Genomic DNA, 23,261 nt, shown 5'->3' on the forward strand with positions numbered 1-23,261 from the left:
GATCTGGAATTTTATTCATCACTACAACCAAAGGATTCAAGCGGAGCCATCCAGTTGTTAAGAAGTCTATTTTTCTCCATCCTTTACGAAATACCACTACCGTACAGTTTGCTTACTAGGTTGCAGTCAAGTCATTTTAAGATTAAAGTTGTCATTTGCACTCATTCTATTGCTGTGTTTATGAGCGATTGCCACTTGATGGAAAAGTCTGTGAATTCTATATAGCTGAGTCAGTTGCTACCATTATCGCTAGCTTAGATGTTTGGCTTCTGTTAAAAACTTTTTTAGATTGGCTGTAAGTTTATCCCAATTTAGAGGCAGTTCGCTCTCCAAAAAGCTAATGTAAATTTATGATTACTAGGTTTATCATCAATGCCCCCACCACAAATAACAAAATTAATTGGAGGATTAGCTGCAATCGCACAGATAATCCTCGCCCAGCTAATTTACTGGGAATACAGCCAAAAAAATTCATCTATCTCAACGGGAAAACACATACCAGTTAGCGATCGGATTAACTCAAGGCTTGAACTAACCGACCGCTTATTTTCTTCTAATAAAGTTTGGACCCTTGGTTTATTAACTTTCGTACTTTACGGACTGCTGGGGTTTCATTTTGCTGTTGTTGGTGCTAGTCTCTGGGTTTGGGCTTTAGCCGTTTTAATTAACTATTGGAATCTTGCTAATCTGAGGCAAAGAAGATTTTGCGAGCGCCACAAAAATTATTTGGTCAAGATATTACTAGCTGCTCAGATCATGCCTTCAGCTATAGCGGTTGCGGGAATAGTCTGGGCAAGCATTCAAAACTTACCAATTTATCTTCCCATCACCCTTGGGCTGGCAACTGGTATCAACTCAGTTGTGACAATCGCGATGTTTACAGAATCATTTGGCAGGAGCAAAGCTGTTACTCTGGCAACAGGTTTATCTTATTCAGGTTTCATCTTGGGCTGGATGGTACAAAACGTTCCCCTTTAGAGCTAAACTCCTTCCCACCAAGCAACGGCAGCAAATAAAAAGAATAATACTCCTCCTAGTATCGCGATCGCCCGCTCGGAAATTCGCCCCGCGATCGTTTTGCCGCAAACAACAGCAATTAGGGCGCAGATGGCGTGTCCGAGAATCGCTCCTACCGTTACGCCCAGAGTATTATTCGACGCGGCAAGCGCAATTGTGGCAATTTGAGTGCGATCGCCCCACTCTGCTAAAAACGTCAAGATAAAACTCTCTAGAATGACCGCCCAGTTGCTTTTGTGCTGTTTCAGGCTCAGTTCGCTGTGTTCTACAGCTGTCTTCGCCTCATCGACAACTGAACTTTGGGCTGTAGAGGGCATTTTCCACCCATCAACCAGCAACTTGATCCCAAAGCAAACAAACAGAGCAATTTCAGCATAGTGGATGTATGTTTTGGGCAGGAAAGCGATCGCTTGTCCTAACATCACCGATAGGACTGTCATGGCGGCAAGTGCTGCCACTGCGCCTGCAAGCACAAAACGGCGGGAATGGCGCATGGACATCACGACTGCGATAAAAAATGTCTTATCGCCCAATTCGGAAATTGTAATTAGTAACAAGCCAGCAGTAAAAGCAGTTAGCACTCTCCCAAACTCCTCAAATGCGTTGCGATTTTTGAGCGAGCTTGACGAGCGCACAAACACTTCACCAAGCTCACCTCAGTTGTGAACTTAGTGAAGGTCTCGCTTTCAATCTTTTGCTTTTCAGTCTTAGCGGTTATCCTAACTGAATTCAGCAGTAAAATTGTTTTCTGAACCAGGCTGGATGCCAGTATGTTGATTCAGATTACTGGTAATTTAACTACCAGCAGCTACTCCCCTTCAAACTTTTTCTATCATACATCAGAGCGAGTAAAAAATCATAATATTTCCGATCGAAATGCGAGATAATTCTCATCATCAAAGTCATTTTTATTTCATATTTTTCTCATTTTTATTTCATGTTCACGTTCCCTATTTTCCAATTTCTAACAACTCAAACTTCCCCCGATCGTTTCCTACTTACAGGTGAAGAACTTGGAAGCGACTGGCTCTAAAGTAGAAAATTGTTTGGATTGTTCCTACACTCTGACGAACGCAAAAGCTGCTATGAGAAACTCCTCTGCCCGTTCTTATGCCTTGCTCTCAATTGGAGCCGCTCTACTGACTATTGCCCTGAAGGTGGGTGCATATTTTCTGACTGGCTCTGTAGGATTGCTTTCAGATGCAGCTGAGTCTGGAGTCAATTTAGTCGCGAGGAGTCGCAACCTGGGCGCTGACTTTTGCTGCCAAACCCCCTGACGAAGAACACGCCTTCGGGCATTCTAAAGCAGAATACTTTTCTAGTGGTGTGGAAGGGTCACTGATTCTTGTTGCTGCTGTCAGTATTGCCGTAGCCGCATGGCAACGCCTACTTCATCCACAGCCCATAGACCAAATCGGGATCGGACTGGGACTGTCATTGGTAGCTACGGCAGTCAATGGCGGACTTGCCTTGGTGCTGTTACGTGCGGGCAGACGCTTGCGCTCGATTACCCTGCGAGATGATGCCCATCACCTGCTAACAGATGTCTGGACTTCTGTTGGTGTCATGCTAGGTCTGATCTTCGTGCCGCTAACGGGCTGGTTAGTACTCGATCCACTAATTGCCTTTCTAGTTGCTGCAGAGTCAACCCGCCAATACCTGTACAAACTATTAGGATCTTCCCTAACTTCATGCAGACCTCCTTGAATGAATTGGCAGCTAAATAATTAGATTCAGAGCTTTGCGAAAATTAGCTAATTCTGTCTCATAATTGCTCCCTGAATCTGCATTTATTTGGAATTGTTCGAGCTGAGCCATCAGAATTATCTGGGCTACTTTGTTGAGTGCTGAGCGTACAGCCACAATCTGCAAAATCAACTCAGAACTGGACCTATCCGCTTCAACCATCTCGTGAATACTTGCGACATGCCCTTTGATTCTAGCTAGACGGTTGAGAACATCTTTGGACTGGGAGCTAGACATCATTATCCCCCCCTGGGGTATACAGATATAAATATTCTAGTTTTGCTTCTATTTGAGTGCCAACCCAAATTTTCCCCGCTCTTGCTCGCTGCTTTTCACTGGCTCACCTTGATATGCCCCTATAGGGGTTAATTCTGAATTTACTTAAATATAGGGATTCCACAGCTATCCCTTGAGATAATATGGTAATAAGCGAGCTTTTATCCCAACTTTCACCTGGCTGAATGCCGATCGCTATTCAACTCCTTAACTAAATAGATTGGAGCGTGACAAGCTAATGAATGTCTTTTCGATTTTCAGTAGCCTGAGAAATCCCATATTTGCCAGACTTTATACAGCTCAAACCACTAGTCTGTTGGGCGATGCCCTCACTTGGGTTGGTCTAGCTCTCCTCGCTTTCGATTTAGCTGGGAAGAACTCGGCGATCGTGCTATCTTTGGCGCTGACATTGAGAGTGACTGCATTCGTTCTGTTTTCGCCGTTAGCAGGTGCGATCGCCGATCGCTTCGACCGCAAGCCGATCTTGGTCGCAACTCACTTGATACGAGTGGTTATTGTCAGCCTATTGCCGTTTGTGACAGAAGTTTGGCAAGTTTACGTACTGATCTTCGCACTCAACACCTTTAATGCCTTCTTTACGCCAACTTATCAAGCGACAATCCCCCTAGTGACTGGGCAAAACGATTACCCGCAAGCGATCGCGCTTTCTAGTGCCACATTCCAGTTGCTAGGTGTACTCGGTCCAGGTATTGCTGGTAGCGTTGCGGCTTTGATTGGAGCAAGACAGGTTTTCTTTCTAGATGCCTTGACTTTCTTAATTGCCGCAGGATTAATCTTCACTCTACCTGATCGATTGAGAGCATCAAGCCAACTCTCGTCACAGACAAAAGGCAGAACTTGGCAAGACATCAAAGATGGTACAACCCGCCTTTTAACGGATGCCCCGATTCGATACGCGCTTTTCATGCAGTTAGTCGCATCCATTGCTGGAGCGCAAATTTTAGTCAATACAGTCAATTACGTCCAAGGAACGCTGAAACTAGGAAACGTACAGTACGGCTGGGTAATGGCTGCTTTTGGGGTGGGCGCAACTCTTTCAGCAGTCGTTGTAGGTAGCGCGAACAGACGCTTGCCGAGAACAACCTTTGTGCTGTGCGGTGCAATTCTCGTGACATTGGCACTGCTACCCGCTAACTTTTCCAACCTAGCGTTGCTGATGGTATTATGGCTACTGGCTGGTGCCGGACAAAATTGCGTGAACTTACCCACTCAAACCTTAATTGCCGATTACATCAGTGCTGATGCCCAAGGACGAGTTTACGGCGCACACTTTGCTTGGAGTCATCTGTGGTGGGGAATTTCCTACCCCCTAGCTGGCTGGTTGGGAAGTTACTTTAGCGATCGCGAATTTCTCTATGGCAGTTTAGTCGGCTTGACAGTCCTGATTGCGGTACAACTTGCTCTCTCACCCCAAGGACGCGATCGCGAACACATACACGTACACAAGAGTTTTTGGCACGAACACGAACACGTTCATGACGAGCACCATCAACACGAGCACGTTCGAGAGACACTAGCGCGCGAACCACACAATCATTTTCACAAACACGAAACTATGCGCCACAGCCATCCTTATCAAAGCGATCTCCACCATCATCACAGTCATTAGAGTTGTTGGAGGGGCAAAACACGCAATCGCGCCAAGAAGTGTTACCCAGTCTATTAAATTAGCTTTGACAGATTGCGACTGTCACAACAATGGGACGTTTTTCGTCTTATATATAAGCGATCCACAAAAAACGAAAAACCTTTTCATGAAGAAGTTACTGGAAATTCAATCCAGCGTTCGTCAGGAAAATTCAATTTCCCGTACCCTGAGCAACCAGTTTGTCCAAACTTGGAAAACCGCTCATCCTGACATTCAACATATCATCCGTGATGTTGGTATCGATCCCCCAGCCCATCCTACAGAGCTATGGACAAAAGCTAATTATACTGCTCCAGAAGCCAGAACACCAGAAATGATTGCAGCTTTAGCGCACTCCGAGCAACTAATTGCAGAATTATTGGGGGCAGACTACCTTTTGCTTGGCGTGCCGATGTATAACTTTAGCATACCGTCAAACCTGAAAGCATATTTAGACAATGTAGTTCGGGTAGGTCGAACCTTTGCCTTTGACAAGGAAACCCTGACATTTGAGGGACTAGCCACAGGTAAAAAAGCCTTAGCGATCCTTCCGAGCGCATCGGACTATAGCCCTGGCACACCGATGGCACAGATGGATTTCTGCAAACCTTACTTGCGAGCGGTTTTGGGCTTTGTTTGTATTGAGGAAGTGACGGTTGTATCAGTACCAAACTAATTTATGCCGGATGCAATTCGACAGCAGGCGATTGAGACAGCAAGAACGAAATTAAAGACGATAGCAGCGACTTGGTAACTGATGAATCGATTAGAGGTGTTTAACCAGTACCGACCTTTGCTATTGGCGATCGCCTATCGTATGCTCAGTAGCGTTACAGAAGCGGAAGACATGGTGCAGGAAGCGTGGTTGCGATGGCAACTGAGCGAAGTAGAGGTAAAATCCCCGAAAGCCTACCTTTCCCAACTCATTACTCGGATGTGTATCGATTACTTGCGCTCGGTTCGCACCCAACGAGAAAAATACATCGGTCCCTGGCTGCCAGAACCTTCAATCGCCGAAATTACTACCAATTCCATTGAGCAAGTCGAGCTAGCCGACTCGCTACAGTTTGCATTTTTAATGTTGTTGGAATGTTTGTCGCCAATTGAACGCGCAATTTTCTTGCTGCGCGAAGTATTTGATTATGAGTACGCTGACATTGCCAAGATAGTCGATAAAAGCATACCTAATTGTCGTCAAATTGTCCGTCGCGCCCGCCAGCATCTTGCCCTGCGAAGACCTAACGTCGGTACGTTATCGCAACAGCAAGAGGAGCTAGTTGCACAGTTTTTAGAGAGCTGGAACCAAGGAGATTTACACAGTCTCATTGCATTAATGGCAGAAGATGTGACTTTTTGGGCAGATGGCGGTGGAAAAGTCGTGGCAGCTCAAAAACCGCTAAACGGTCGCTTGAAAGTGGCACGGTTCTTGATTGCAATTCGACGCAGCCGACTTTTACCCACACTCACGCCTCGGATGCTTCGGATTAACGGTCAACCTGGACTAGTGAATTATGTAGATGGTAAGCCCCACAGCGTTTTTACGTTTGATGTTTGCGATCGCGAAATTAAATCGTTATTTGCTGTCGCGAACCCTACTAAGTTGAAGCAAATTCAGTAACAAGAAGAAAAATAATGCATCGAATTCAACCTTCCGCACAACCACCTCAAACCACCGGTCAAACTGTTCGCCGCTGGGCGCATTTATATGATGCAGTTGTTGGGTTAGTCTCCTTGGGAAAAGAGCGGGATATTCGAGAAATGACTGCTACGATGGCAAACCTACAACCAGGCGAGCGAGTTTTGGATGTCGGGTGCGGCACTGGCAGTCTGGCGATGGCAGCCAAGTCACGGGTTGGTTCAACCGGGAAGGTGTACGGCATCGACGCTTCCCCAGAGATGATAGACGTAGCCCAGCGTAAAGCCCTACAGGAAAATGTAGACGTATCCTTTCAAGTTGGGTTGATTGAAGACATTCCTTTCCCCGATTGTACGTTCGATGCCGTTTTGAGTAGCATGATGCTGCATCATTTGCCTGGAGAAGAGCTGAAACGCCAAGCATTTGCTCAAATGCACCGCGTTCTGAAACTAGGTGGTCTCTTACTGATTGTCGATATTGAACCACCGACTCATCCCCTGCTACGGATTTTATACCCCCTACTGCTGGTTCATTTCTGGGTGGAAACTAGCTTATCTGAGTACCAAGCTTTGATGGCAGAGATTGGATTTACGGAAATTGAAGTAGGAAAGACTCGTTATGGCGGACTCGCATTCATTCAAGGAAAAGTCTGTTAATAATTTTTTGTCAATGAAGATTTCAGTGCCGCTATTTCTTCTCCTTTAGCAATACAAAGAGCGTCGAAAATAAATATTTACCTCTTGGCAAATAAAATTTTAGAAGATGCGATCGCAGACAAGCATCAATAATTTATCAGGTCGAGGCATGGGAAACATACGAAAAAGGAAAGGATATTATTTGCATCAGGAGCAATAGATTTTGAGCGAGGTTGCATTCTCACAAAAGCTTTTTTGGCAGAATCTCGCCTCACGAGGATGGATACTTGTTAAAGGCTTTAGCTCTACCTTGGCGATCGAAGGAAAACACAATAAACGAGTCTTTGCGGTCTCCCATCTCCATTCCAAGAGTACCTACAGGCATTTTGGGAACGGTTACACCAGCAACATTTAGCTTTGTAAATTTCAAGTCAATAATCGAGCGAAAATTTAGTGATGGCGATCTCCCGAACTTTGGACTTGTGCCAATTCCTCGGCAAGAACTTGTTGATAAATTTTTGCTAAATAAGGAGTTACCCAGTTATCTTCAATTCCATATCCCAAACTTGTCCAAGTACCTGATAGCATCTGTAGGACTTCATCGACTCGTCCTTGTCTCAACAAAAACGGAATATCTGTACCCCAAGTCCGACGGTCTTTCAGCCATTTATAGGTGACTTTATCTTGGTATTTAGGCTCAAAACTATACGTACTCAAACCTGTAGACCCATGAGGGTGAGGGTGATATTTGCGAGCTTTTTCTAACCAAGTCGATGTGAGAAATTGGTAACGACCCGCAGCAGTAGAACATTTTTTCTGATTTGGACCGCTAGCAATTTGCCTGCAAACGTTAGGATGTCGATTTAAATTGTGAACGTGGTCTCCACCGTAGAGCAGAACGTATGGATTTTTAGCATTTGACTCGCTGGCAGATATCGTCCGCATTAATGCCCGAATATAAGGATCGCCTCCCGCCATAGCTAGTTGTGGTAAGTAGCCAAAAGGATTTTTTTCAGGAGATTGTTGTTCTCTGCGTCCATTCCAAACGAGAATAGGTAAGGCTAACACCCCTAAAACAAGAAATCTAAACCACCATCTCGGCTTTTCAGGTTGTCTGAGGTTGTTTGGCTTGTTACTGAAGGATTTCTGCATTTGCTTAGAGCTAACCGAGCGGAAATTGTTCTAGTTTCATGTCAGAATAATCTGCATTTAGCCGTCCTTATTCTTAATGCGATCGCAACAATCCCAGCCATCATAACAGGAATTTCTGGCAGATTGCTTGACATCATCCTCAGATACTAATAAAAATATCTTTCCCCGTGCATATCAGTCGATCGCTAAGGATAATCGCAGGGTAAATAGCGTGCCTTGACCGAGTTGGCTCTGAACCTGAATGCTACCCTGGTGAACCTGCGAGATCGCCCGGACAATAGCCAAGCCCAACCCAGTTCCCCCAGTTTTTCGCGAACGATCGCTGTCAACGCGATAAAAGCGGTCGAAAATGCGGGTTTGTTCTTCTGGCGCAATCCCAATTCCTGTATCTTTTACGCTAATAAAAGCGGAGCGATCGCGGGCGGTTAAGCTAACCACCACTTGACCTCCACTCGGTGTATACTGAATCGCATTCGCAATTAAGTTTGACACCAGACGGTAAAGCTGGGACTCGTTCCCCAAAACATAAATTTCGCGATCGGGAATTTGATGCGTTAGGTGAATTTCAGCGATGGTTGCTAGCTCTAAAAATTCCTCCGTTAGATCGCTGACTAGATCGTTTAAGCAACAGGGTTGAAAGGGCTTGGGCGATGAATTGTGCTCGAGGCTGGTCAATAAGAGCAAGTCTGCGATCGAATGACTCAAGCGTCGTCCCTGTCGTTCGACCGTGTGGAGCATGGCTTGCATCTCTTGCGGATTCGATTGCGGCACTCGTAAGATGGCTTCTACGGTGGCTAAGAGGCTGGCAAGCGGCGATCGCAATTCGTGGGCGGCGTTAGCAGTGAACTGTTGCTGTTGCTGATGGGACTGGTAAATCGGTTGCATCGCCAATCCTGAGAGCCACCAACTAGAAACCGCAACCAAGCCTAAAGCGATCGGAAACCCAGCGAGCAAAATCCATTGCATCCGGTTGACTTCAGCATCAAAGGATTCTAAGGTGCGCCCAATTTGTAAATACCCCCAGGATGAGTGAGGACTGTGCTGATGAATCGCGTCATGGGTATCAGCACTGTGTAGGATGATGGTGAATTGATGGTAGCGGATGCCATTCGGACTCCGAAGCGATTGCCACGGGTCAACATGCAAAGTTTGAGGTAGTTTTGCGGGTTGGTTGGGTGAAAAGGCGAGGAGATTACCTTGGCGATCGAACAGACGAAGGTAGTAGGTGCTGCGATCGCTCAGTCCAATTGTATGTCTTTGAATCAAGGTAGGATTGGTGTTACAGGGTTGTCCGATCGAGCACAATTCAGGGAAAATCTGCCGCAGTGCGGTAGTAGGATCTCCTGAAGCAGGCAGCATTGGTTCCAAGCTGTCGTGCAGCGTTCCCGCGATCGACTCCATTTCTCGTTCCATTGCCGCCCAATTGGACTGAACCAACGAGCGATACATCCCAAATCCAGAAAGACTCAAGATTGCCCCCATAACAACCGCATACCAGAGTGCTAAACGGGTACGGCTGCGGCGAAAAAGTCCGTGACTGTTCATGGTTGCGAGCGAGGTAAGCTATGCATCGATCGGGTTAAGGATTAAATCGGTAGCCTTGACCGGGAATTGTTTCAATCGGGCAGTCGCAGCCATAGCTGGCTAACTTGCGACGCAATAACCGCATTTGTGCCGCGACCACGTTGCTAATCGGTTCTTCTTCGAGATCCCATAGTTGATGTCGAATTTTGCTACCCGAAACGATGCGAGCGGGATTTTGCATCAGATAAGCGAGTATTTGAAATTCCTTCACCGTTAAAGGAATCGTTTGAGGTGGTTGGGCTAGTCTATTGCAGAGTGCATTGTTAGCGTAATCCAAGGTAAACGTGCCAACGGTAAGCGATCGCGGTTGGAGGTGGGGCGATCGCCGCTGAAGTGCCCGCAACCGCGCCAGCAGTTCTTCCATCACAAACGGCTTGACCAGGTAATCATCGGCTCCAGCATCCAGTCCAGCTACACGATTTTCCGGCTGACCCAAAGCAGTAAGCATCAGCACGGGTAAGGGATTTTGGTGCAATCTGAGCCGCTGACATAGCTCCAGACCCGATAGCTCTGGTAGAAGCCAATCGACGATCGCTACGGTGTAATCCGTCCACTGGTTTTCCAGACAGTGCCATGCCTCAACACCATCCGGCACCCAATCTACCACATATTTTTCGCCGATTAACACTTGCTTAATCGCCAGTCCTAGATCCGCTTCATCTTCTACCAACAGAATTCGCATTGCTCAAAAATTCAACCACGAAATTGATTTTATCGAAACTGCTTCTATTTCACCTGAATTTCATCTGCTATTTGGCAGACTATGAAAGATTTTGGTTCAGCCCTGCGTCTGTGTAAGGAGGTATGATGAAACCCGTTCCATTTATTAGTTCCATTCTTGCCGTCAGTTTAGTTGTTAGTGCGCCCACTGTTGTGTTTGCTCATGTTGGGCATGGCGATGAATTTCAGTCACAAGGCGGCGCTCAGCGCGTAAAAGTCAATGCCCAAACCGACCAGATGTTGGGGATTGTAGTCGCGCCGATCGCCCCAGCCGCAGATGGTAGCTCCGCTGTCATGGTGCCTGTCACCGCATTGGTAGATGCTGATGGCAAACAGTTAGTTTTTGTGCAATACGAGAATTTTTATGAGCCAGTTCCCATCACCAAGGGCGCGACCAAGGGCGAACTGGTTGAAGTGACAAAAGGATTATCCGTTGGGGAAAAGCTCGTCACTCAGGGGAGTTTGTCGCTCTATGCCGAATCTCGTAAAACCCAAACCACTGCATCTCCCAGTCCAGATGCGATCGCTTCCCCTCAAACCAATGCAAATCACGCTCAGGCTGATGCACAAGGAATCCCTCACAAACACGATGCCGCTGGCAATCTTGCTTCACAGCCTGGTGAAACGACTCCGCGATCGAGTGGATTCCCGATGGGGATCTTAGTCGCCGCAGTCGTTGGAGGAGCAGCACTGTTGGTAGGAGGAATTGCCCTCATGGGTGGCAGTCGCAAGAAAAAGAGAACCTTTTCTAACAAGAAAGGGGGCTTCTAATTTAAAATGTTTAATTCAATTCTGAATCAGACGCTCAAAAATTCAATTGCCCAACGGTGGCTCATCGTCGTTGGTGCCATTTTGGTAACAGTGTGGGGTGTGATCGGCGTTACCCAGATGCCGCTGGATGTGTTTCCCGAATTTGCACCTCCCCAGGTTGATATTCACACCGAAGCATTTGGACTGGCTCCGGAGGAAGTGGAATCGCAAATTACCGTGCCAATTGAGAGTGCGGTAAATGGCTTGCCAGGAGTAACCACCGTGCGATCGTCCTCCAAGGTAGGGCTATCGATGGTACAGGTGGTGTTTGACCAGGATGCCGATATTTATCGGGCACGCCAATCGGTGACGGAACGCCTCCAGCAGGTGACCAATCAGCTTCCTGAAGGGGTGCATCCACCGGAAATTTCACCATTGGCATCGCCATTGGGCACGATTCTGCAATATGCCTTCACTGTCAACGGACAGGGAAAAACGTCGCTGATGGATCTGCGTCGTTTAGTCGATAGTACGCTCAGCAATCAAATTTTGTCCGTGCCTGGAGTTACCCAAGTCACGGTCTATGGTGGCGATGAGCGTCAGGAACAAGTGCTGATCGATCCGGCAAAACTGCGATCGCTCGATGTTTCTCTCACCGAAGTCACCGATGCCGCCAGGGGGGCAAATGCCAATGCTCCAGGCGGGTTTTTGATTGGTGGCGGTCAGGAACTGCTGGTGCGCGGCATGGGACAGGTGAAATCCATCCAAGATTTGCAGCAGTCCGTGGTCAAAGTGAAAGACGGCAAACCAATTTTGCTCGAAGATGTGGCAGAGGTAAAAACTGGGGCAGCCCTAAAACGGGGAGATGCTAGCTTCACCGGACAGCCTGCGGTAGTGCTGATGATCAATAAACAGCCCAACGTCGATACGCCCACAGTTACAAAAGCGGTGGAAGCCGTAATGCGATCGTTGCAGTCCACCTTGCCTGCCGACATACAGGTAGCGCAAACATTCCGTCAATCTAACTTCATTGATGTAGCCATTGGCAATGTCGGTGGTTCTTTGGTGGAAGGCATCGCGATCGTGTCGGTGGTCATGCTGCTGTTTTTGATGAACTGGCGCACAGCAATGATTACCCTGACTGCGATTCCCCTATCGCTGTTGATCGGTGTGCTATTGATGAAAGCGTTTGGCTTAGGGATTAACACCATGACGTTAGGTGGATTGGTCGTTGCTTTAGGCGCTTTCGTTGATGACTCGATCGTCTACATGGAGAATTGCTATCGCGGACTCCGAACCAATCAAACTCAGGGCAATCCTAAGCACCCATTCAAAGTCATCTTCGATGCGTTTGTGGAAGTGCGACTGGCGGTAATTTTCTCAACGGTAATCATTATCGTTGTGTTTGCACCCATCTTTAGTCTGACTGGCGTAGAAGGACGGATTTTTGCGCCGATGGGGTTAGCCTATTTGCTCTCAATTGGTGCGTCTTTGCTGGTTGCTATGACCTTAACCCCCGCCCTATGCGCCATTTTGCTAGCTAATCAAACGCTGCCTCAAGAAAACACGTTCGCCTCGCGCTGGGCAGAACGCTTATATCGTCCGCTGCTCAATTTATCGCTGCGATCGCCCCAAATCATTCTGGGATTGGCACTGGCTGCCTTAGTTGCAGCGTTTGCGATCGTGCCTTCCCTCGGACGGGTATTCCTGCCGGAATTCCAGGAAAAATCGATGGTTAATTCAATGGTGCTGTTCCCTGGTGTTTCGCTGGATATGACGAATCGGGCAGGGATGGCGCTTTCTAACTTGCTGAAGGACAATCCCCTATATGATTGGGTGCAGGTGCGGGCAGGACGCGCTCCTGGCGATGCCGATGGGGCGGGAGTCAGTATGGCGCACGTGGATGTGGAACTGAGCGATACGGCGCTGAAAGACCGAGAAGCCAGCATCAAGCAACTGCGTGAAGCATTCCTCAAGTTCCCTGGTGTTGCGCCTAACATTGGTGGGTTTATCTCCCACCGCATGGATGAGGTGCTGTCTGGGGTCAGAAGTGCGATCGCGGTGAAAATTTTTGGACCTGACCTGACAGAACTGCGAAAGGTAGGAGAACAAGTCCGCGATGTCATCCAGCCGATTGCTGGAGTTGTAGACTTGCAGCTCGAACCGCAACTCCCGATTCGTCAGGTGCAAATTCAATACGATCGCGCCGCAGCTGCGACCTATGGCTTGAGCATGGAACAAATATCGGGCGTTGTGGAAACGGCACTAAACGGTCGAGTGGTGTCGCAGGTGTCAGAAAACCAGCAGCTGATCGATATTTCCATTTCACTGGCAGAGAATGCTCGCAATAGTTTAGATGCGATTCGCGCGATTCCGCTTTTCACTCCCACAGGTCAAACCATCCCCCTCAGCGCCGTTGCTAAAGTAGATTACGGCATGGGAGCTAATGTGGTAAATCGAGAAGACGTTTCACGGCTAATTGTCGTTTCAGCGAATGTTGCCGAGCGCGATCTGGGTAGCGTGGTGGGCGATATTCAAGCTCAGATTCGGCAAAAGGTACAGTTGCCCAATGGCTACTTTATTCAATACGGCGGACAGTTTGAATCAGAGCAAAATGCCACTAATAACCTACTGGTGTTTAGCATCCTGGCTGCGATCGTCATTGCGGTGTTGATGTTCTTCTCGGTGAAGTCACTCCCTGCTACGATCGCGATTATGATCAATCTACCATTAGCGTTAGTGGGCGGAATTGTGTCGATCGTATTGAGTGGCGGTGTGATGTCTGTTGCATCTTTAGTTGGCTTTATCACCCTGTTTGGTGTCGCTGTCCGGAATGGCTTGTTGTTGGTAGACAATTACAACAACAAGTTTGCTCAAGGAATGCACCCCAAAGATGCGATCGTCAGCGGCTCTTTGGAACGAATTGATGCTATTTTGATGACTGCTCTCACCTCAGCACTGGGAACATTACCCCTTGTCCTGTCTGGTGGAGCCGGAAACGAAATTCTACAACCGCTGGCGATCGTGGTTTTGGGCGGCTTATTCACCTCCACAGCATTGACGTTGTTAGTAATTCCTGCAATCTACGCTAAGTTTGGCAAGTGGTTGATCCCCAAACAAAAAGTAGCCGCAGTTGAAACGAACTTTCCCGTGAACGTGACACCGCAACCTTCAGCAGACTCGATGCTGTAATTCTTTGAGGATTAGCAGAGGCGCGATTTGTTTACCGACATGGGAAGCGATCGCACCTCAAGGTTTGGCGTTGCTGATTCCGTAATGAAATCTGACAAATATGAAACTTGAAATTCTATTTTCTTCGTAAGCAGCCACTTGAAAATTATCACACTTTCAGCAACGCGCTGTTCTAGGGATGGCGGATGGACGGAATTGCTCCAGACAGATCGGTTCGTCAGTGTATGGCTACCGCTTTTGGGCGTGTCGAGCGTGATGTATGTGCCTAGAAGTTGATGATACTAGCAAAAAATCTGAGATTATGAGAAGAATATGAAAAATAATCTCGGTTAAATAAACGACCATGCCAGAAAACCGCCCCAGCCTACCAGAAGTTCACCGCAGTATCAAAATCCCTGATGGTAGTGGCTTTTGGCGCAAGATGCTTGCCTATGCGGGACCAGGGTATCTCGTTTCAGTTGGTTATATGGACCCTGGCAACTGGGCTACAGATATTGCTGGCGGGTCTAAGTTTGGCTACACGCTATTGAGCGTAATTCTGCTGTCGAACTTGATGGCAATCTTGCTGCAATCGTTATGCGTGCGTTTGGGTGTTGCTACCGGACGAGACTTAGCACAAGCTTGTCGTGACTATTTCAATCCGAATGTTAACTTTTGTTTGTGGGTACTGTGCGAAATCGCGATCGCCGCTTGTGATTTAGCAGAGTTACTAGGTAGTGCGATCGCCTTACAACTCTTATTTGGGCTGCCTTTAGTCTGGGGAGTGTGCATCACGGCTCTAGACGTGCTGATGTTGTTATTTCTGCAAGGAAAAGGCTTCCGCTATGTAGAAGCTTTGATAATTATGCTGGTAGCAACAGTAGGAATTTGTTTCGGCTTAGAAATTCTCTTCTCTCGCCCCGACGTAGCAGGAATATTACTAGGGTACGCACCCAAGCCGGAGATTTTGCAGAATCCAGAAATGCTCTACATTGCTATGGGTATTTTGGGAGCAACAGTGATGCCACATAACTTGTATTTGCATTCCTCGATCGTACAAACTCGCGATTGGCAACCAACGAGCCAAAAACGGTGGGAAGCAATTAAGTTTGGCACAATTGATTCAACAGTAGCTTTGTCACTGGCACTATTTATCAATTCAGCGATTTTGATTGTTTCTGCGGCAACGTTTCATTTTTCTGGTTATCAAGATGTAGCAGAAATTCAAGATGCTTACAAATTACTATCTCCACTATTAGGAGTCAGTGCCGCCAGTGCGATTTTTGGTCTTGCCTTACTTGCTTCTGGACAAAGTTCAACCCTAACTGCAACTTTGGCAGGACAGATTGTGATGGAAGGCTTTCTACAACTGAGGCTACCCCCTTGGTTGCGCCGTTTAGCTACCAGGCTGATTGCGATCGTTCCAGCTTTAATTGCGATTATTTTCTTTGGCGAACGCAGTACGGGGAACTTACTCGTTTTCAGTCAAGTGATTTTAAGCTTACAGTTATCGTTTGCGGTGATTCCGTTGGTGATGTTTACGAGCAATCGCCGCTGGATGGGAGAATTTGTCAATCCCCTCTGGCTGAAAGTTCTAGCTTGGTCAGTCGCTACAATTATCGTCAGCTTAAACGTTTGGCTGCTGTGGCAAACCTTTTTAGGCTGGCTGAAGCTATAGAATAGAAACTTCCGCTCTTTGTCTTCTTGTACTTTACCTTCAAGATTTACGGTTGTACGGAAGGTTTAGCAGTTGATGGCTGTTGGATCGTTTGCAGAAAAGTCAACGCTTGTTGGTGGGCGGGGACATTTCCTTGAGCGGAAAAAATTCGCGCTGCTTGCTGTAGATCGGCGATCGCTCCCGACTTATCTCCCAATCGATAGCGGACAGTGCCTCGGTTGCCATATGCTTCAGCCATGTCAGGCTGGAGTTGAATTGCTCGATCGTAATCGGCGATCGCTGCTTTGGCATTTCCCAGCCCTGAATGTGCCAGTCCTCGATTGTAGTAAGCATCGGCAAAATTGGCATCATATCGTAAAGCCGTGTTAAATTGAGCCAGCGCTTCTGAAAAATTTCCCCTTTGGGCTAGTACAGTTCCCCGTTTATTGTAAGCATCAGCGTGATGGGGATCGATTCGCAGTGCCGAGTTAAAGTCTGCTATTGCTCCTTTGTAGTTTCCTAGTTCGGCACGGACAAAACCTCGGTTGCAGTAAGCTTCAATAAAACTGGGATTCAGCCGCACGACTCCATCAAAGTCTTCAATTGCACCTTGTAAGTCTCCTCGTTCGGTCTTTTCCACCCCCCGATTAAACAACTCCTGAACGTTTGTCTCGGTTGCAGGCGTTGGCGATGAAGGGTAACTAGGATTTACCGTAGATACAGCATAGACGGCAGGAGTCAGTCCACCCAAGGCAGTGGCTATTCCTAAGATGGCAATCGCTCTACTTATATTGTTCATGAATTGGCTCCACAGTTAGAGAACAACCTCAGATTCGTTAGAGAGTATTTCCTGCTAAATGGGCTAGTTCTGCCTAAAACCAGATCGAGTAAGGAAAATACGATGTAGATTGAATTGAAATCGGACTTTAATCTTTCGTCGTTGGCGATCGAGAGTTTACATCTAGCATAGCAAGGGTCAGCGATTGAGTTAGCACCTTTAACTCTCGCTGTTGTGAGATTGGCTGGAATTTCCTACACCAAATGCATCCTGCCATTTGTCAGAATAGCGTGGTACGAGAATGCGGACATCGGGATCGGGCAACCCAATCCCTACTTGTTTCAAAGCACCAACGATCGCCATTCTGACTGCTGAGGTTGTAGCCACAAAGTCAGAACGTCGCGAGTCAGTCCAAAAACGCACTTCGATCGCAACATCATCCTGCCCTAGCTCCCGTATCCGCACGGAAACTCTTGGTTCTGCCAGCACTCCCGCAGCACTCTGGGCTGCATCTGTGACAACATTCACCACTTTTTGTAAGTCGCTATCATAGCCGATAAACAATTCCACGCTACTGCGGCGGATGGGAGCAGCTGTATTGTTAATAATGCGAGAAGTAAAGACTTCTGCATTGGGTACGAGGACTACGCGCCCGTCATAGGTACGTAACTGAGTTGCTCGCAATTCGATCCGCTCGACATTTCCCTCAGTTTCACCCACAACAATCTGGTCGCCTAACTCAAACGGGCGTAGAATCAGAATCAAAATCCCGCTGACAAAATTAGACAGGATATCTTTAAGGGCAAAACCCAAAGCAAGTCCAGTTAAACCTAACCCAGTGGCAACGGTGCGCGGGTCGAAACCAAAGGCATCCAGCGCCACAATTACACCCAATGTCCAGACAGCGTAGTATGCCACCTGCTTAATCAGATTTTCCACAGTTAGATCTTCCACAATATGACGGAAGATAATTCGCATTAACCAGCGTACACTGGTGGCGATCGCCCAAAATAATCCAATGACCAATCCAGATGCAATCGCACGCGGAACGATCGCGATCGCGGATTCCAGCAGCCGTCCGAAGGCAGTAGCGACCGATGCCTGGACTTCAGCCACAAACCGCCCCCACGGAGAAAGTCGCCGCCGACTCGCTCGCTTGAGGGCAGCATTAATTGCTTGCGACCACTGGCTAGCTAGAGCGTCAACAGTCGTTAAATTATCTTGAGCATCGGCTGACGTAACGGTGACTACAGGTACTCCCGCGATCGTGATGACGCGCTCGGAACGATCTGTGCGGGTTGTTTCAATTCGGGGTGGGGCGATCGCCTCTGGATTCTCTAACAACCTGTTCATCCGCCGCTCGATTTGCCGCGCCCGCGCCTGGGCATCGTTATTTTCCACAGCACTGATGCGAAATACCGAGCGACCATCTAGGCGTACAGTCACTCGTTCGTCTTGCGCTCCTACCCAAGTAGGAATAATTGTTGTCGTCAGGATGGCGAATAGCAGCAGCCATCCGATCGCAGCCTGCATCAGTTTGTTTTGATGGCTCGCGATCGCTCTCCTATTTTTAGGCATGACAAATCCACACTTCTTCTTAAAAAATAAAGCGTGGCTCCAGAAATGTCGTCACGCTTGAGTCAGAAGCAATGAAAAAATCTAATTTGCTAATTCTAATTTCCTTGCCGCTATTTGGAGTATTTCAACTTACAATCTCAACGCTGCCAGCAAATTGAAAAGAAGAGAGTTAATTAGACTTAAAGCAATGGAGCCGAGTAATGCACTCCAAATTCCCCAACGTAGCCGAAATCCCGTGACGAGAGCAGCAGCTAGACCAAAAATAATTGCATTCAAAACAAACAGAAATAGACCCAACGTTAAAAGAATCAAAGGAAAAGTAAAAAATCCTAAGATCGGTCGTAATAGAGCGTTCAAAACTCCGAAGACTGCGGCGGAAATAGCTGCTTTGCCAAAACTATCAACTTCTACCCCCAGTGGTAGCCGCGCAATAATTAAAAAACTAACGGTGGTGACTAACCAGGTAATTAGGATGCCAAGCATAATAATTATCGAGAAAATTGGCGCTCGCGTACGACATTCAGAATTCTGAATTTAGAATTCTGAATGTATAGCACTCGAAGCAAAGATTAGGACAGAATAGAGGGAGTAGGTAGGAGAAAAAAATGCCAACCCCTTACAGCTATGACTTGAGAAGAAAAGTAATTGAGGCAGTAGATGGAGGAATGGGAAAAACTCAAGCTAGTAAAATTTTCAAAATTAGTCGTAATACCATCAATTTGTGGCTTCATAAAAGAGAAGAAACAGGAGATTATCGAGCGGAGGATGGATACCAACGAGGTTATGGCTCGAAAATTACTGATTTAGACGACTATAAAGAGTTTGCCCGAAAACATGGCAGTCAGACTCAAAAGGAAATGGCACAGGCGTGGCACTTAGAAATCAGTGACAAAACTATTGGCAAAGCTCTAAAGAAAATCGGGTTTACCAGAAAAAAAAACCTACGGCTATCGAGAAAGAGATGAACGCGACAGACAAGAATTTATTATAAAAATTAACCAAAAGAAACCAGAAGAGCGAGTATATATAGATGAGTCAGGAATGGATAATCGGGACGACTACGGTTATGGGTGGAATGAGAAAGGACAAAGGTTGCAGGCTCTAAAATCAGGTAAAAGAAGTATTAGAGTTAGTATTATCAGCGGTTTATGCCAAGGAAAACTGATAGCTCCATTCAAAGAGTGAAGGTGCTTGCAATCGTTCAGTTTTTGAGCAGTGGTTATCAGAAAAACTACTGCCTGTGTTACAACCAGGGCAGACGATAATTTTAGACAATGCCACTTTTCATAAATCCGAGAAAATTCGAGAATTAATTGCATCGGTAAAATGCAAACTTGAATACTTGCCACCATTATCTCCAGATTTAAATGAGATTGAACATTACTGGTTTCCCATTAAAAACCGAGTGCGAAAATCTCAAGGAAGCATTGAAGATTTTCGCGAACGAGTAGATACTTCTGTTCGCCTAGCGTCCTAACCTATACTTCGAGTGCTATAATACTTATTCTAGTTTCTGCTGGCGAACTCCGAACTAGAATCCAGCAAAGTTGTAGCCGACACCAATCGCTAGCCCGACGCTAGTATCGTCAAAGAAACCAACATTTACGCCAGCATTGGCTGTAATTTGCCTCGCTACGGGTACGTCAACACCTGCTGTTAACATCGGACCGACATCGCTGTTGTCACCCGTCGCAATTGCTAAGCCACCTCCAACGTAAGGAGAGAAGGCAGATATTTCTTCTGTTTCTGCTCCGGTAGGCTGCAAATTGAAGTCGTAAGTGACTGGAATCAGAATGGCAGTGCTGTCACCAATCACTACTGATGGACGAGCGGATATGGCATTGGTCAGTCCCACTTTGCTGAGAACTGTAAAGTTACCCAAACCTAGAGCTGTTTCGCCACCACCTAAACCGATGTTACCGCCGATGCCGATATAGCTAGAACCTCCACGAGTGGCTCGACCTGGTTCGACATCTCCACGCGGAGGTTGAGCGGGTGTCGTTTCCGGTGTCGTCGTAGGAGCCGATGGTTCAGTCGTTGGGTATGTAGGCTCGGTTGTGGGAGCCGATGGTTCTGTTGATGGATAGTTAGGTTGGTTTGTTGGCGCTGATGGCTCGGTGGGTGGGTAAGTAGGTTGAGTTGATGGGTAAGTAGGCTGAGTTTGAGCTTGAGCAGACAGTCCACTTGCTACTACAGCTAAAGTAGCAAAACCTAAGACTACAGAAGTCTGCTGAAAAAATTTGGCGTTCATGGTCGTCCCTTTATCAAATTAGTTGCAAGAACTGTCTCAGAACTAAACTATCGAGAATAACGCTTGTCAAAAATCTGTATGTGAAGGATTATTTACTGACACATTTGCTAATAATCGCTAGCAAAAGATAGATAAATTATTGCTATATCTAGAGATAGAGATTGAATATTTCTTCTATTACTCGGAAGTCAAATATGTTTTATTGACATTCAAAAAACATAAAAGTATTGTACGGCTTATCGAATAGTGGCTCTGGTTGCTTTAGATATCGATCTTTTTTTGCTAGCTTAACTGGCATCAACAGATAGACTCAAAATATCCAGCTTTTAAAACAGCAAAAATTTTTCTGAACAAGATAAATATTAGAAATTAATCACTGCCGCTTGGCGATTGCATTTTCTAAAATATCACCCGTTCGGAGAAACAGAAATCTATTTTCATTACTCTTTGTACTGCTAAAGAGAAAGAAACATCGACGCTAAAAGCATCAATTTAATCCGTAGGAAGGATGAATTGGTCTAATCCAATTGAATAGTCTAACCACATCGTACAGACAAGCTGAGTGTCTTTGCCCCAGCAAAAGCAGCAGCAAGAGGAAGGTAAGGTTGTGAGTTTAGGACAGTCGATAGGCTTAGTCGTTTTTATTGTCTCTCTGTATATTTTGTGGCAAATTCGGCTAGTCGTCTTGCTGATATTTACATCTGTAGTGTTAGCAACAGCGATCGACCGACTCGTGCGGCTGTGGCAGCGACTTCACCTGAAACGAGGAATTGCGATCGCCCTCTCAATAACGCTGTTACTCGCCCTCCTGGTTGGCTTTTTTGTAGTCGTCGTGCCGCCTTTTGTCGAACAACTGCAACAATTGGTCGATCGCGTACCTCAAGGGATAGAACAGTTACGCGGTTGGGCAACCTGGTTACAAGATCTAATTCCAGAGCAAGTGGTAGAAGATCTACGCGGCTTAAGAGGATTTACTCAACAACTACAATCTTTTGCAACTCGCCTATTCGGTAATTTCTTCACTCTGTTTTCTAATTCACTGGGGATTATCCTCAACTCGTTGCTAGTGCTTGTTTTAACTATCATGCTCCTAGCCAATCCTACCCCTTACCGTCAGGGATTTATCCTGCTATTTCCTTCCTTCTACCGTCGCCGCGTCGAAGACATTCTAAAACAATGCGAAGTTGCTTTGGGGGGCTGGGTTACAGGCATCCTGTTTAATATGTTTGTCATTGCTGCCTTGAGCTGGATTGGTTTGTTACTTTTGCAAGTACCTCTATCTTTTGCCAATGCCATTCTCGCAGGTCTGTTAACATTTATCCCCAATCTCGGACCAACCCTGAGCGTTATTCCACCGATGGCATTAGCTTTACTGGATGCTCCTTGGAAAGCGTTGGCTGTGCTGGGACTTTATATTGCGATTCAACAGATTGAGAGTAACGTACTGACACCTATAGTCATGCAGAAACAAGTCTCTTTACTGCCAGCAATCACCCTGGCATCCCAAGTTATTTTTGCCAGCTTTTTTGGTTTCTTAGGTTTGCTGCTGGCTCTACCGCTACTAGTTGTGACTCAGGTTTGGGTAAAGGAGCTTTTAGTTAAGGATGTGCTGAATAACTGGCAGAGAAATGAATCGGGTAATTCTCGGCTAGCTCCAGCCGGAAAAGGCGATTCGGCTAATTGAAGACCATTTCAATTTCTGCGTAGCTACTACTTTTTGAATCCCACGCCAGCAATACTCGTCCAACGCGATAATCCAAAAGTGAAGGGGTAGCAACGAATCTCGGACAATCCTGCTTCAGCCATCAGATGAGTTAGCCGCTTTGGACTAAGACAACCATTTCCCCAATGCCATTGAATGCACCACCCCAGTAAACCTGGACGAGTGACGGTGAGGACGAGCGGTGCTTTTGGACGCAACACCCTGACCATTTCTTGGAGTCCTCTAATGGGATTTGGTAAGTGTTCTAGCATATGGGCGCTCAGAACTAAGTCAAAGGCGTTGTCATCGAATGGTAGATTATTGACATCGCTTTGGCAGACTTGGCAATTCACTCCTGCTTGAACTAATAACTGGTTTGCCTTGGCTAACATCTCTGAGGAGATATCTACGCCTGTAACGTGTAATTTGGGACTCACGGTTTTAGCTAGAGCCAAACTGAAGGCAGCTGTACCGATGCCGCAATCGCACACAGTTGAGCCATCATGCAAATGCGCCATTACACCAGACTGTTGTAGAGATTGGAATAATTTCGCATAGGCACGGCTATAACCCAGCCATTTCAGGTGACGATGCCAACATGGAGCGGCTGTATTGTACATCCGAGTCAGTTGCTCGGTAGTGGGATAAACTCGCCCAATCGAGATTTGCCAGTATCCAATGACCCATTCCATCGCTCGAATTCTCAACTGCTACTCTAGCTTTAATGTCGCTCTGTAATAGCAATAGATCGCTAGTCAAATGGATAGTTGGAGGACGATTGAAAGGATAGTTTTAGCGATCGCGATGCAAAAGAAAAGGGGCTAGTATAGCGCCCCTACGCGAATTTATCAATTCTTGGCGATTCGACACTAAGTGTAGTGTAACGGAACTTAGGGACGGACACTTTGCTTATGCCGGGAAACCCGTCCACCGCAAGTGTCCTCATGAAAGCCAAGGCAA

20 protein-coding genes and 2 pseudogenes are annotated in these 23,261 nt (G+C 46.7%); 11 read left to right on the plus strand and 11 right to left on the minus strand.

What is annotated here, in order from left to right; genetic code table 11:
- Positions 1 to 372 precede the first annotated feature (372 nt).
- On the plus strand, positions 373 to 978 hold the full coding sequence (locus H6G17_RS17150; RefSeq protein WP_192159179.1) for a hypothetical protein: 606 nt from the start codon (positions 373 to 375) through the stop codon (positions 976 to 978).
- 2 nt (positions 979 to 980) lie between these two features.
- On the opposite strand, the gene H6G17_RS17155 is transcribed toward H6G17_RS17150, so the two are convergent.
- Positions 981 to 1,598: a TMEM165/GDT1 family protein gene (locus tag H6G17_RS17155; protein ID WP_192159181.1), complete on the minus strand. Its 618-nt coding sequence runs from the start codon at positions 1,596 to 1,598 to the stop codon at positions 981 to 983.
- Between the two features lie 504 nt (positions 1,599 to 2,102).
- Between H6G17_RS17155 and H6G17_RS34705 the strand changes: the two are divergent.
- A pseudogene (locus tag H6G17_RS34705) lies at positions 2,103 to 2,655 on the plus strand (cation diffusion facilitator family transporter); the annotation flags it as partial.
- Between the two features lie 81 nt (positions 2,656 to 2,736).
- On the opposite strand, the gene H6G17_RS17165 reads toward H6G17_RS34705, so the two are convergent.
- Entirely contained in the window at positions 2,737 to 3,003 is a 267-nt protein-coding gene (locus tag H6G17_RS17165) for a metal-sensing transcriptional repressor (RefSeq protein WP_347276444.1), read from the minus strand.
- A gap of 274 nt (positions 3,004 to 3,277) precedes the next feature.
- Here H6G17_RS17165 and H6G17_RS17170 point away from each other — a divergent pair, with 274 nt between their 5' ends.
- The 4 genes from H6G17_RS17170 (at position 3,278) to H6G17_RS17185 (ending at position 6,979) form a co-directional block, all read left to right on the plus strand.
- On the plus strand, positions 3,278 to 4,669 hold the full coding sequence (locus H6G17_RS17170; RefSeq protein WP_192159183.1) for an MFS transporter: 1,392 nt from the start codon (positions 3,278 to 3,280) through the stop codon (positions 4,667 to 4,669).
- 145 nt (positions 4,670 to 4,814) lie between these two features.
- Positions 4,815 to 5,363, plus strand: coding sequence for an NAD(P)H-dependent oxidoreductase (locus H6G17_RS17175; protein WP_242038448.1), 549 nt, complete (start codon positions 4,815 to 4,817; stop codon positions 5,361 to 5,363).
- Positions 5,364 to 5,444: 81 nt separating this feature from the next.
- Positions 5,445 to 6,305 carry an RNA polymerase sigma-70 factor gene (locus tag H6G17_RS17180; protein ID WP_192159185.1) on the plus strand — a complete coding sequence of 287 codons (861 nt, stop codon included), beginning with the start codon at positions 5,445 to 5,447 and terminating at the stop codon, positions 6,303 to 6,305.
- A 14-nt stretch (positions 6,306 to 6,319) separates the two neighbouring features.
- On the plus strand, positions 6,320 to 6,979 hold the full coding sequence (locus H6G17_RS17185) for a class I SAM-dependent methyltransferase (RefSeq protein ID WP_192159187.1): 660 nt from the start codon (positions 6,320 to 6,322) through the stop codon (positions 6,977 to 6,979).
- Positions 6,980 to 7,229: 250 nt separating this feature from the next.
- Here the strand turns inward: H6G17_RS17185 and H6G17_RS17190 are convergent, their stop codons facing one another.
- The 4 genes from H6G17_RS17190 to rppA all read right to left on the minus strand — a co-directional run bounded on the left by H6G17_RS17190 (position 7,230) and on the right by rppA (position 10,376).
- Positions 7,230 to 7,388 carry a hypothetical protein gene (locus H6G17_RS17190; RefSeq protein WP_192159189.1) on the minus strand — a complete coding sequence of 53 codons (159 nt, stop codon included), beginning with the start codon at positions 7,386 to 7,388 and terminating at the stop codon, positions 7,230 to 7,232.
- Positions 7,389 to 7,408: 20 nt separating this feature from the next.
- Positions 7,409 to 8,110, minus strand: coding sequence for a glycoside hydrolase family protein (locus H6G17_RS17195; RefSeq protein WP_192159191.1), 702 nt, complete (start codon positions 8,108 to 8,110; stop codon positions 7,409 to 7,411).
- Between the two features lie 174 nt (positions 8,111 to 8,284).
- The gene (gene rppB, locus H6G17_RS17200; protein ID WP_192159193.1) at positions 8,285 to 9,655 is read right to left on the minus strand and encodes a two-component system sensor histidine kinase RppB; all 1,371 of its coding nucleotides are present in this window, start codon (positions 9,653 to 9,655) and stop codon (positions 8,285 to 8,287) included.
- Between the two features lie 34 nt (positions 9,656 to 9,689).
- Complete coding sequence (gene rppA, locus H6G17_RS17205; protein ID WP_192159195.1) at positions 9,690 to 10,376, minus strand: two-component system response regulator RppA; 687 nt, start codon at positions 10,374 to 10,376, stop codon at positions 9,690 to 9,692.
- Between the two features lie 125 nt (positions 10,377 to 10,501).
- Here rppA and H6G17_RS17210 point away from each other — a divergent pair, with 125 nt between their 5' ends.
- From H6G17_RS17210 to H6G17_RS17220, 3 genes are all read left to right on the plus strand, one after another.
- Positions 10,502 to 11,185 (plus strand): cobalt transporter, encoded by a 684-nt coding sequence (locus H6G17_RS17210; RefSeq protein ID WP_192159336.1) that lies wholly within the window; start codon positions 10,502 to 10,504, stop codon positions 11,183 to 11,185.
- A gap of 6 nt (positions 11,186 to 11,191) precedes the next feature.
- A complete protein-coding gene (locus H6G17_RS17215) occupies positions 11,192 to 14,356 on the plus strand; it encodes an efflux RND transporter permease subunit (protein ID WP_192159197.1) in 3,165 nt (1,054 codons plus the stop codon).
- A gap of 343 nt (positions 14,357 to 14,699) precedes the next feature.
- Positions 14,700 to 16,013, plus strand: coding sequence for an Nramp family divalent metal transporter (locus H6G17_RS17220; RefSeq protein WP_192159199.1), 1,314 nt, complete (start codon positions 14,700 to 14,702; stop codon positions 16,011 to 16,013).
- A gap of 46 nt (positions 16,014 to 16,059) precedes the next feature.
- On the opposite strand, the gene H6G17_RS17225 is transcribed toward H6G17_RS17220, so the two are convergent.
- The 3 genes from H6G17_RS17225 to H6G17_RS17235 form a co-directional block, all read right to left on the minus strand.
- Positions 16,060 to 16,791 carry a tetratricopeptide repeat protein gene (locus H6G17_RS17225; RefSeq protein ID WP_192159201.1) on the minus strand — a complete coding sequence of 244 codons (732 nt, stop codon included), beginning with the start codon at positions 16,789 to 16,791 and terminating at the stop codon, positions 16,060 to 16,062.
- 198 nt (positions 16,792 to 16,989) lie between these two features.
- Positions 16,990 to 18,348 carry a mechanosensitive ion channel family protein gene (locus H6G17_RS17230; RefSeq protein WP_192159203.1) on the minus strand — a complete coding sequence of 453 codons (1,359 nt, stop codon included), beginning with the start codon at positions 18,346 to 18,348 and terminating at the stop codon, positions 16,990 to 16,992.
- A gap of 129 nt (positions 18,349 to 18,477) precedes the next feature.
- On the minus strand, positions 18,478 to 18,831 hold the full coding sequence (locus tag H6G17_RS17235) for a phage holin family protein (RefSeq protein WP_192159205.1): 354 nt from the start codon (positions 18,829 to 18,831) through the stop codon (positions 18,478 to 18,480).
- A 122-nt stretch (positions 18,832 to 18,953) separates the two neighbouring features.
- On the opposite strand from H6G17_RS17235, the pseudogene H6G17_RS17240 reads away from it, so the two are divergent.
- Positions 18,954 to 19,825, plus strand: a pseudogene (locus tag H6G17_RS17240) (IS630 family transposase).
- 54 nt (positions 19,826 to 19,879) lie between these two features.
- On the opposite strand, the gene H6G17_RS17245 reads toward H6G17_RS17240, so the two are convergent.
- Positions 19,880 to 20,599 (minus strand): hypothetical protein, encoded by a 720-nt coding sequence (locus H6G17_RS17245; protein ID WP_192159207.1) that lies wholly within the window; start codon positions 20,597 to 20,599, stop codon positions 19,880 to 19,882.
- Between the two features lie 562 nt (positions 20,600 to 21,161).
- On the opposite strand from H6G17_RS17245, the gene H6G17_RS17250 reads away from it, so the two are divergent.
- The gene (locus H6G17_RS17250; protein WP_347276445.1) at positions 21,162 to 22,283 is read left to right on the plus strand and encodes an AI-2E family transporter; all 1,122 of its coding nucleotides are present in this window, start codon (positions 21,162 to 21,164) and stop codon (positions 22,281 to 22,283) included.
- Between the two features lie 26 nt (positions 22,284 to 22,309).
- Here the strand turns inward: H6G17_RS17250 and H6G17_RS17255 are convergent, their stop codons facing one another.
- On the minus strand, positions 22,310 to 22,993 hold the full coding sequence (locus H6G17_RS17255; RefSeq protein ID WP_192159208.1) for a methyltransferase domain-containing protein: 684 nt from the start codon (positions 22,991 to 22,993) through the stop codon (positions 22,310 to 22,312).
- Between the last annotated feature and the right edge of the window lie 268 nt (positions 22,994 to 23,261).

This window comes from Chroococcidiopsis sp. [FACHB-1243] (genome assembly GCF_014696895.1).
Taxonomy (GTDB): Bacteria; Cyanobacteriota; Cyanobacteriia; order Cyanobacteriales; family Chroococcidiopsidaceae; genus Chroococcidiopsis.

Bases quoted from the DNA above. Each gene is read 5' to 3' on its own strand.
- H6G17_RS17150 (WP_192159179.1), top strand. From the start codon at position 373: ATGCCCCCACCACAAATAACAAAATTAATTGGAGGATTAGCTGCAATC.
- H6G17_RS17165 (WP_347276444.1), bottom strand. From the start codon at position 3,003: ATGATGTCTAGCTCCCAGTCCAAAGATGTTCTCAACCGTCTAGCTAGA.
- H6G17_RS17170 (WP_192159183.1), top strand. From the start codon at position 3,278: ATGAATGTCTTTTCGATTTTCAGTAGCCTGAGAAATCCCATATTTGCC.
- H6G17_RS17175 (WP_242038448.1), top strand. From the start codon at position 4,815: ATGAAGAAGTTACTGGAAATTCAATCCAGCGTTCGTCAGGAAAATTCA.
- H6G17_RS17180 (WP_192159185.1), top strand. From the start codon at position 5,445: ATGAATCGATTAGAGGTGTTTAACCAGTACCGACCTTTGCTATTGGCG.
- H6G17_RS17185 (WP_192159187.1), top strand. From the start codon at position 6,320: ATGCATCGAATTCAACCTTCCGCACAACCACCTCAAACCACCGGTCAA.
- H6G17_RS17195 (WP_192159191.1), bottom strand. From the start codon at position 8,110: ATGCAGAAATCCTTCAGTAACAAGCCAAACAACCTCAGACAACCTGAA.
- rppB (WP_192159193.1), bottom strand. From the start codon at position 9,655: ATGAACAGTCACGGACTTTTTCGCCGCAGCCGTACCCGTTTAGCACTC.
- rppA (WP_192159195.1), bottom strand. From the start codon at position 10,376: ATGCGAATTCTGTTGGTAGAAGATGAAGCGGATCTAGGACTGGCGATT.
- H6G17_RS17210 (WP_192159336.1), top strand. From the start codon at position 10,502: ATGAAACCCGTTCCATTTATTAGTTCCATTCTTGCCGTCAGTTTAGTT.
- H6G17_RS17215 (WP_192159197.1), top strand. From the start codon at position 11,192: ATGTTTAATTCAATTCTGAATCAGACGCTCAAAAATTCAATTGCCCAA.
- H6G17_RS17220 (WP_192159199.1), top strand. From the start codon at position 14,700: ATGCCAGAAAACCGCCCCAGCCTACCAGAAGTTCACCGCAGTATCAAA.
- H6G17_RS17225 (WP_192159201.1), bottom strand. From the start codon at position 16,791: ATGAACAATATAAGTAGAGCGATTGCCATCTTAGGAATAGCCACTGCC.
- H6G17_RS17230 (WP_192159203.1), bottom strand. From the start codon at position 18,348: ATGCCTAAAAATAGGAGAGCGATCGCGAGCCATCAAAACAAACTGATG.
- H6G17_RS17235 (WP_192159205.1), bottom strand. From the start codon at position 18,831: ATGCTTGGCATCCTAATTACCTGGTTAGTCACCACCGTTAGTTTTTTA.
- H6G17_RS17245 (WP_192159207.1), bottom strand. From the start codon at position 20,599: ATGAACGCCAAATTTTTTCAGCAGACTTCTGTAGTCTTAGGTTTTGCT.
- H6G17_RS17255 (WP_192159208.1), bottom strand. From the start codon at position 22,993: ATGGAATGGGTCATTGGATACTGGCAAATCTCGATTGGGCGAGTTTAT.